The organism is Pseudomonas sp. Sample_9 (assembly GCF_004307535.1).
Lineage (GTDB): Bacteria > Pseudomonadota > Gammaproteobacteria > Pseudomonadales > Pseudomonadaceae > Aquipseudomonas > Aquipseudomonas mercuritolerans.
In genome coordinates this window covers 1-3,805 of record NZ_RAZO01000432.1, presented here as the reverse complement: position 1 = coordinate 3,805, position 3,805 = coordinate 1, and the positions used below count along the sequence as shown (strand labels likewise).

Below are 3,805 nucleotides of genomic sequence, written 5' to 3'. Positions count from 1 at the left end.
CAGCGAAGCCCCCACCAGCGGAAACACCACCGCCAGCACCAGCATGATCGCCACGCCGGTTTTCCATGTCGGCAGGTCATGGCGCAACGGCGGCACACCGAACTTGCCTTCAGGCCGACGCTTCCACCAGATCACCACGCCGCTGACGGCGCTGAGCAGAATCATCAGGCAGATCAGCAGCACGACAATCTGGTTGAAGGTGCCGAACATCTTGCCTTCGTGCAGCATCACGCCGATTTCGGTAGCGCGAGCAACGGTGCCGTAGTGCTCGAAGCGCACATCGGCGAGGACCTTGCCGGTGTACTGATCGATATGCAGGGTGGCGTCGTTGCGCGGGTCATCGGCGAATACGGCGATGGTGAACACGCCGGTGGCGGTGGTCGGCAGGGTGATGCTGTAGCCGGGTTCGACCTTGCGTTCGCTGGCGATGTTCTGCACATCCTGCAGGCTGACTTCGGGTGCAGCGGGGCCGGCATGGGCATTGCCGTGATTCATGTGTTCGGCGTGGTCGCCGGACATCGGCATCGGTGTGTTCTCCATCGCCCATGGCACGGTCTGGCGCGTGGCGCTGTTGAGGCTGCGCGCTTCAACGTCGGAGGTCGGCACGTTGTTCCACATCGCGGCCGGGAACACGTTCCATACCGCCGCATATTGTTTGCCCCAGAAACCGGTCCAGGTCATGCCGCTGAGCAACATCACCAGCAGCAATGTAGCGCCCCAGAACCCGGTGACCGCGTGCAGATCGCGCCACAACAGCCGGCCGCGGCTGCTCAGGCGCGGCCACAGAATGCCTGCTGCCTGACCGCGCGGCCACCACAGAAACAGCCCCGACACCACCAGCACCACGCCCCAGCCAGCGGCCATTTCGATTAGCCGATCGCCGACCGTGCCGATCATCAATTCGCCGTGGATCGCGCGGGCGATGGCTTGCAGATTCTGCTTGGCATCCTGCTCGCCGAGGATGTCACCGTGATACGGATCGACGAATACGTTGAGTTCGTGACCTGCGTTTTTCACCACGAATTGCGCGCTGCGCTGGGCATTCACCGGCGGCAGGTACTGGGTGACATGGCCCTGCGGATAGGCAGCTTTCACCCGTTGCAGCAGGTCATCGGCCGGCACTGTGTGGTGCCCGACCGGTACTTCGAGCAGGCTGCTGTACATCAGCGAATCGAGCTGCGGTTTGAACAGATAAATGATCCCGGTCAGGGCCAGCATCACCATGAACGGCGCGACGAACAGCCCGGCATAGAAATGCCAGCGCCAGGCCAGGTTGTAGAAATTGGGTTGAGGCTTTTGCATCACGTGTGCTCCGCTTGGCTTGGTTCTTTTCGTTGTCTGTTTACCTGTGGGAGCGAGCCTGCTCGCGAAGCGGTTGTTCAGTCGATATCAATGCCGACCGTGGCGCCGTCTTCGCGAGCAGGCTCGCTCCCACATGGGTAGGTGTTGGTGTCAGAAACTCATATCCACTTTGGTCCAGAGCGTGCGCCCCGGTTCATTAATTGCCTGTGGGTCATTGGCCGGGTAACCGAACCCGGCGTTGCCAGCCAGGTTCAGGTGCTCGGCGTAGGCTTTGCCGAACAGGTTGTCGACGCCGCTGCTGACCTTCCAGTGCTGGTTGATGCGGTACGCGCCGTTGAGCGAGAACACGCCGAAGCCGGAGCTCTGGGCGTAATCCTTGCCGACCACGTTGCCTTTGTTCGCGTCGATGCGGTGCTGCGCGGCGACCACTCGCCAGAGTGCGCCGGCGCTCCACTTGGCCTCGCTGTAGGTCAGGCCGAAACGCGCATCCAGCGGCGGCATCTGCGGCAGGGCCGAGCCGTCGCTGCTGTTCTTGCCCCAGGCGTAGGCCAGGGTCGCATCGGCTTGCCAGTTGTCGGTCAGGTTGTAGGCAGCTCCGAGTTCGCCGCCCATGATCCGCGCGTCGATGTTCTCGGCACGCGAAGTGCTCATGCCCATCATTCCCGGCGTGTAGTCGAACAGGATGTAATCGCGTACCACACCGATGTAACCCGAGGCCCAGGCTTCGAGGTCGGCGCTCTTGTAGTTCACGCCGAAGTCGAACTGCGTGGTCTTTTCCGGTTTGATCGAGTCGAACGCATTGACCGATCCTGCCGGGCCGGACTTGGGTGAGAACAACTCCCAGTAATCCGGAAAGCGTTGCGCGTGACCGAGGCCGGCGTAGAGCGTGGTCGGGCTGTCGGCGAGGTCATGCTCGTAACGGATGAAGCCGCTGGGCAGGGTGTCGGCGCGGGTGTCGTCGGCGGTCGGGTTGGGACGGGACATCATCCCCGACCCGGTGGTCTGCCGGTAATCCTTGGCCGAAGCGCGATCCACCCGTGCGCCAGTGATCAGGCGATCACGCTCGGCGGCGTACCAGGTCATTTCGCTGAACACGCCGTAGTTATGGAAATCGGCGTCCTTGCTGTACGGCAGGTCCTTGTAGGTATCGATGCCCATCGCACTGCGCTGACGGTGCTCGTTGGTCTGCGCATCCAGCCCGGTGATCAGTTGAATGTCCGCCCAACGCCAGGTCGCCTTGATTCGCGCGCCGAGGGTGCGTCGGTCGACGTTGGACGCCATCGGTCCCGCCATCATGCCGGTGCCGGAGGGCGTGCGCAGGGTGTAGTTGTCCATCACATGGTCGGCGTAGTTGTAGTAGACCTGCGCTTCGAGTTTTTCCAGCACCTCGCTGATGTTGGATTTCTCGAAGCGCAGGCCGAGGCTTTCACGCAGGAACTGCGAACCGTCCATGCCGCGCCCGGCATACCGCGCCTCGCCGTCGCCCTTGCCGGCGGTGAGTTCGATCAGGGTATCGGCATCCGGCGTCCAGCCCAGTGCGACATCGCCGTTCCACTTGTCGTAACGCGAGGCGACGATGTCGTTGTTGCCATCGCGGTAATCGTCCGAATGCGCGGTGTTGCCGATCACCCGCACGTAACCCTGAGGGCCGCCGGCAGCCGCGTCGACAACCTTGTCGAAACGGCCGTGGGAGCCAGCCAGGATGCTGGCGTTGACGCGAGTGCCGAGTTCGCCGAAGTTCTCCGGCTCACGGTCGAACAGCACCGTACCGGCCGATGCGCCCGGCCCCCAGAGGACGGTCTGCGGGCCTTTGATCACCGTGAGTTTGTCGTAGGTTTCCGGTGAAATATACGAAGTCGGCGCGTCCATCCGGCCAGGGCAAGCGCCGAGCATCATGCTGCCGTTGGTGAGGATGTTCAGCCGCGAACCGAACATGCCGCGCAGCACCGGATCGCCGTTGGTGCCGCCATTGCGCACCAGAGCGAAGCCGGGAATGGTCTTCAGGTAATCGCCGCCGTCACTGGCCGGCACCGGTTGGCGCGGATCCTTGGGGTTGGTGACGATCGTCAGTGGCGAGCTTGGGGCGATGGCAGTGATCACCGTCGGGCTCAGTTCATTTTCGTGGCCGGTGTGATCATCAGCCAGCGCCAGCGGTGTCAGCAGCAGGCCGCAAAGGACGGCAATAGCGTGCCTGCAACGAATCCGCGATTCATTCAGGGCAAAGTGCGCGCGGGCAGATTCCGCGCAGGGGACAGCAGTAAACCTGGACATGACAATTTCCATCGAACAGTCGTAAACACCACGGCCGGCAGCCTGGAGCTGTCTTCTCAACCGTGTGCAATCAAAGGTGCGTGTTTACGTGGCGATGGGCGGGGCGCGGGTGCGGGCGCCGGGGAAGAAGGGTTGGCGGGCATGGCCCAGACGCGGGGAGGGTGGGGTGAAGGTGTTGGGTGGCGGGATGTTGAAGGCGACGAAATCGCCGCCGCCGGTCAGTGCCGGGCAA

At 63.0% G+C, this 3,805-nt stretch carries 2 protein-coding genes and 1 pseudogene; all 3 read right to left on the bottom strand.

What is annotated here, in order from left to right; genetic code table 11:
• On the bottom strand, positions 1-1,302 hold a 1,302-nt coding region (locus tag D6877_RS24845; protein WP_130912410.1), incomplete at its 3' end, for a PepSY domain-containing protein.
• 150 nt (positions 1,303-1,452) lie between these two features.
• On the bottom strand, positions 1,453-3,573 hold the full coding sequence (locus D6877_RS24840; protein ID WP_130912409.1) for a TonB-dependent copper receptor: 2,121 nt from the start codon (positions 3,571-3,573) through the stop codon (positions 1,453-1,455).
• A gap of 84 nt (positions 3,574-3,657) precedes the next feature.
• Positions 3,658-3,805, bottom strand: a pseudogene (locus D6877_RS30060) (DUF2946 domain-containing protein); the annotation flags it as partial.